Source organism: Cognatilysobacter segetis (assembly GCF_004359965.1).
Lineage (GTDB): Bacteria > Pseudomonadota > Gammaproteobacteria > Xanthomonadales > Xanthomonadaceae > Cognatilysobacter > Cognatilysobacter segetis.
In genome coordinates this window covers 1-4,797 of the sequence record NZ_SMRQ01000082.1, presented here as the reverse complement: position 1 = coordinate 4,797, position 4,797 = coordinate 1, and the positions used below count along the sequence as shown (strand labels likewise).

General features: G+C 70.4%; 4 protein-coding genes. 1 reads left to right on the top strand and 3 read right to left on the bottom strand.

What is annotated here, in order from left to right:
- Nucleotides 1-119 precede the first annotated feature (119 nt).
- The 3 genes from E4F61_RS13370 to E4F61_RS13360 form a co-directional block, all read right to left on the bottom strand.
- Complete coding sequence (locus E4F61_RS13370; protein WP_133480122.1) at nt 120-1,100, bottom strand: YihY/virulence factor BrkB family protein; 981 nt, start codon at nt 1,098-1,100, stop codon at nt 120-122.
- Between the two features lie 74 nt (nt 1,101-1,174).
- Entirely contained in the window at nt 1,175-1,621 is a 447-nt protein-coding gene (locus E4F61_RS13365) for a GatB/YqeY domain-containing protein (RefSeq protein WP_133480121.1), read from the bottom strand.
- Between the two features lie 35 nt (nt 1,622-1,656).
- A complete protein-coding gene (locus E4F61_RS13360; RefSeq protein WP_133480120.1) occupies nt 1,657-3,798 on the bottom strand; it encodes an ATP-binding protein in 2,142 nt (713 codons plus the stop codon).
- A gap of 147 nt (nt 3,799-3,945) precedes the next feature.
- Between E4F61_RS13360 and E4F61_RS13355 the strand changes: the two genes are divergently transcribed.
- Nucleotides 3,946-4,149, top strand: coding sequence for a hypothetical protein (locus E4F61_RS13355; protein ID WP_133480119.1), 204 nt, complete (start codon nt 3,946-3,948; stop codon nt 4,147-4,149).
- Nucleotides 4,150-4,797 lie beyond the last annotated feature (648 nt).

Here is a 4,797-nt window from a genome sequence, read left to right as displayed (position 1 = left end):
TCGTCGATGAAAGCGTCGGGGATGCGGGCCATGCGTCACGAAGCGGGGAGGCGCCGCGGAGGACCGGCCGGCGCGTCGCTAGGATGCCACGCGCCCGCATCAGGGCCTGCGACGGGCGCTCAGCCCGCGGGTTCCGGCGGCGTGCCGAGGCGCTCGTCGATGGTGGCGGTCACCACCGCGCCGCCGAACAGGATCATCGCGGCGTAGTAGACCCAGAGCATGGCCAGCACGAGCGCGCCCATCGCGCCGTAGGCCGAGGCGGTGACCTGCCGCGCGAGGTACCAGGCGATCGCCGCGCGCCCGGCCATGAACAGCACGGCGGTGAGCGCGCCGCCGGCCAGCGCCAGCCGCCAGCGCACCCGGCGGTCGGGCAGGTAGTGGTACATCAGCGCGAAGGTGAACGCGTAGACGATCAGCGCGGCGAGCGTGGCCGCCACCGTCTCGCCCTGCGCGAAGCGGCCGACGGTCAGGTCGAGCACCGTGGTGAGCGTCATCGAGATCACGAGCAGGAACACCACGGCCAGCACCAGGCCGAACGAGAGCAGGCGCTTCTTGAGCCAGTTCCAGAGGCCGGGCAGGGCGGTCGCATCGGTGCGGAAGATCAGGTTCAGCGCGTCCTGCAGCTGCGCGAAGACCGCGCTGGCGCCCGCGAGCAGCAGCACCACGCTCCAGACGCCGGCCACCGACCCCGCGTTCGGCGACGCCGCCGCCTCGGCCAGCACCGCGCGCGCCACCGACTGCGCCTCCGGCCCCACCAGCAGCCCCACCTGCGCGATCACCGCGCCCTGCGCCGACGGGCTCGACGCCGTCAGCCACAGCAGGAGCAGCATCAGCGGGGCGATCGACAGCGCCGCGTAGAACGCCAGCGCGGCGGCCTGCGTGATCACGTTGGAATCGAGGAAGCGCCGCAGCAGCGCCATCGGCAGCGTGCCGATGCCGGCCTTGCGCACCACCTTCTTGACGTCCGGCGGCGGCGGCGCGCCGTCGGCCTGCGTGATCGAGGCCTTCTCGGTGGGGTCGAGCTGCTTCGTCACCGGGGGCGCGTCGGCCGGCGTCGCCTGCGCGGTCGACGGGTGCGGATCGGGATGCGGTCGGGCCATGCGGCGAGCCTGCCGCAGCGGCCGTCACGGGCCTGCGAGCGGCGATGCGCGCCGCCCGCGTGCCGGCGCGGGGATCAGCCGGCGAGGCGCTGCTTCACCAGCTTCGACACCAGGCCCATGTCGGCCTGCCCGGCGAGGCGCGGCTTGAGCACGCCCATCAGCTTGCCCATGTCGGCCGCGCCGGCGGCGCCGGTCTCGGCCACCGCGGCCTCGATGGCGGCGTTGATCTCGGCCTCGCCCATCTTGGTCGGCAGGTAGCGCTCGATCACCACGATCTCGTCGCGCTCGACCTGCGCGAGGTCCTCGCGGGCGGCGCTCTCGTACTGCGACACCGAATCGCGGCGCTGCTTGACCATCTTGTCGAGCACCGCGACCACGGCCGTGTCGTCCAGCTCCACGCGCTCGTCGACTTCCTTCTGCTTGATCGCCGCGTTGATCAGGCGGATCACCGCGAGCGAGGCCTTGTCGCCGCCCTTCATGGCGGCCTTCATGTCGTCGACGAGTCGCTGCTTCAGGCTCATGGCCCGCTCCGGATGCGTGAAAAAGGCGGGATAGGTTACCGCCCGGACGCCGCCGGTGCCGCGCGCCAGCCGCAGAGCGACTGCGCGACCGCCACGAGCTCCGACGGCTGCACCGGCTTGGCGACGTGCATCTGGAAGCCGTGCGCCAGCGCCTGCATGCGGTCCTCGGCGCGCGCATAGGCGGTGAGCGCCACGGCGGGGACGGCTTCGCGCCCGGTGGCCTGCTCCTCCTCGCGCAGCCTCTGGATGAACGCGTAGCCGTCCATGCCCGGCATGCCGATGTCGCTGATCACGAGGTCGGGCGTCGCCTCCGCCAGCGCGGCCAGCGCGGCGATCGCCGACGCGCAGGCGGTGACGCGCGCGCCGTGCGCTTCCAGCACCGCGGCCAGCATCGAGCGCGAGTCCGGGTCGTCCTCCACCAGCACCACGTCGCGGCCGGCGAGCGCGTCCTCGGCCAGCGCCGGCGGCGGCAGGGCGGGTGCGCCGTCGACGCCGCGACGATCGCGCGCTTCGGCCTCCGCCACGGTGGAGAACGGCAGCCGCACGATGAACTCGGCGCCGCGGCCCGGCCCTTCGCTCCACACGTGCACGCGCCCGCCGTGCATCTCCACCAGGTGGCGCACGATCGACAGCCCCAGCCCCAGCCCGCCGTGCTCGCGCGTGGACGAGGCATCGACCTGGCTGAAGCGCTCGAACACGAACGGCAGGAACGCGGGCTCGATGCCGCGCCCGGTGTCGCGCACGCGGATCTCGATCGCGTCCTCGTCGCGGGACACCGCCACGTCGACGCGGCCGCCGCGCTCGGTGAACTTCACCGCGTTCGACACCAGGTTCCACACCACCTGCTGCAGGCGGTCCGGGTCGGCCACCAGCGAGCCGGCGTCGTCGGCGACGTCGAGCACCAGCTGCACGTCGCGCGCGAGCGCGGCGGGGCGCACGGCTTCCACCGCCGCGTCCACCGGCGCCACCGCCGGAATCTCGCGCACGTTCAGGCGCAGCTTGCCGCTGATGATGCGCGAGATGTCCAGCAGGTCGTCGACGATCTGCGCCTGCGCGCGCGCGTTGCGATCGATGGTGGCGACGGCGCGCTCGGCCATCTCCGGCGGCAGGCGCCCCGAGCCGAGCATTTCGCTCCAGCCCAGGATCGACGTCAGCGGCGTGCGCAGCTCGTGCGAGATCAGCGCGAGGAACTGGTCCTTCGTGCGGTTGGCGCGCACCGACTCCTGGTACAGGCGCTCCTTCTCCAGCGCCTCGCTCTGCACCGCGCGGAACAGCCGCAGCCGGCTCATGCCCACCGCCGCGAGCGCGGCGATCGATTCCACCACCCGTGCGCTGTGCGCGGTGAACACCCCGGGCGCGTGGTGCCCGAGGAACACACCGCCCAGCACGTCGCCGCCGTCGGACTTCACCGGCACCGCCAGATAGCTGCGCACGGGCGGATGCCCCGGCGGCATGCCGTGGTGCGGCGGCCACTGGCCGTAGCGCGGGTCGGCCAGCACGTCGTCGATGCACACCGTGCCTTCGCCGCGGAAAGTCGGGCCGAAGATCGGCGTCGCCCGCGGATGCGGATACGACGCGAAGCGTTCCATCGGCAGGCCCGACAGCGAATACAGCATGAAGCTGCCGCCCTCGTTGTCGTCCACGTTGTAGAAGAACGCGCCGAATGCCGCGCCGCTCAGGCGCGTGGCGGTATCGGTTACCGCCTGCACCATCCGCGGCAGCTCGAACTCGTGCAGCATCAGCTCGGAGAGCTGGCGGAAGGCGATGTCCTCCTGTTCGCGCTGGCGCTCGCGGTGCACGTCGCGCACCTCGATCACCGTGCCCACCACCGCGCCGTCGCGGCGGATCGGGCTGGCGGTGAACGCCACCGGATAGAAGTGCCCGTCCTTGTGCACGAAGGTTTCCTCGCCGCTCGCCTGCATGTCCTCCGGCGCGGCGCGGTCGATCGGGCAGTCCTCGATCGGGTAGGGCGTGCCGTCGGGCCGCGTGTGGTGCACCAGGTCGTGCAAGGTGCGGCCCTGTACCTCGGCCCGCGAAAACCCGGTCAGCGCTTCCGCCGAAGCATTCATGTAAATGCACTGCTGCTGCTCGTCCATGACGAACAGCGCGACCGTCGCGTTCTCGCAGACGGCCTCCAACTGGGCGAGCGGCGACACCAGGGCGGAGGTGGGCTTCATTGGCAAAGGGTGGACCAGCGGCCGTATACGCCACGCATCCTAAGCGGCGACCGGCTTCAAGCGGCAGCGCCTTGCGCTACGCTAGCCCCGCCGCGACGCGGCACCCGGCGTCCAGGATCGGACGCGACGGCGGATACGGAGGTCTGCATGCACACCCGCCCCGTGCTCTATTCCCGTGGTCCCTACCGGGTGGTGGCCGACGCCGCCGGCGAGCCCGATCGCCGCTATCTCGTCATCGACGCCGCTGGCATGGAGCTGCGCGAGGAGGAGGATTTCCTGGCGGCGTGTGAGTGGGTGGATTTGAGGATGGCGGGATGGATCACTACCCGCGGCAGTGAATCGCCTCGGTAAGCCTGACGATGAAAGTAAGGCTGCTCATTCTGATCGTCCTGCTCTCTGCGCTGCTTCTGGTCGGCGCGCACTTTTCCAAGCTTCTAGCGGACGCCTTCCTCGGTCTAAACCGCCCTATGGCGTGGGACCACTTCGCCGACGCGCTTCTGACGCTAGGTCGGGCGCAGGGTCCGGCAGTTGCGACGCGGATCCGGGCGGCGGCGTGCGTTGGATTCGGCTTGCCTACAGCGCTACTAGTCGCGGCCGTCGGATGCCTGTTCGCAGACCGCGACTACCCGGATGTGCCGCCCGGCCGGTAATCGCGATACCGGGCTTCTGACGCGTTCCGAAACTGTTAGCGTTGCATTTGTGCACGCTAATCAGTGTTAGGCCGCAAGGAGAACTTCATGCCTCGTGCAAGAAAGATCGATCCATTCTTCGTCGTTGTGACTGATGCCGATCAAAAGATCTTCAATGTCTTGGGCCCCATGACCGACGACACGGAGATAAACCCTCGCGTGGTCATGTGCCAGGAGCAGGGCCGAAAGGTCAATTGCCACACTGCCGGGCCTGGCCAATCCCGTGAGCAGATCATTGCCTCATACGCTCGTCAGTTCGGCTTCGCGCTCTCCAGCGAGCCAATTGCGGCCTAACAATTCGTCCAAGCCG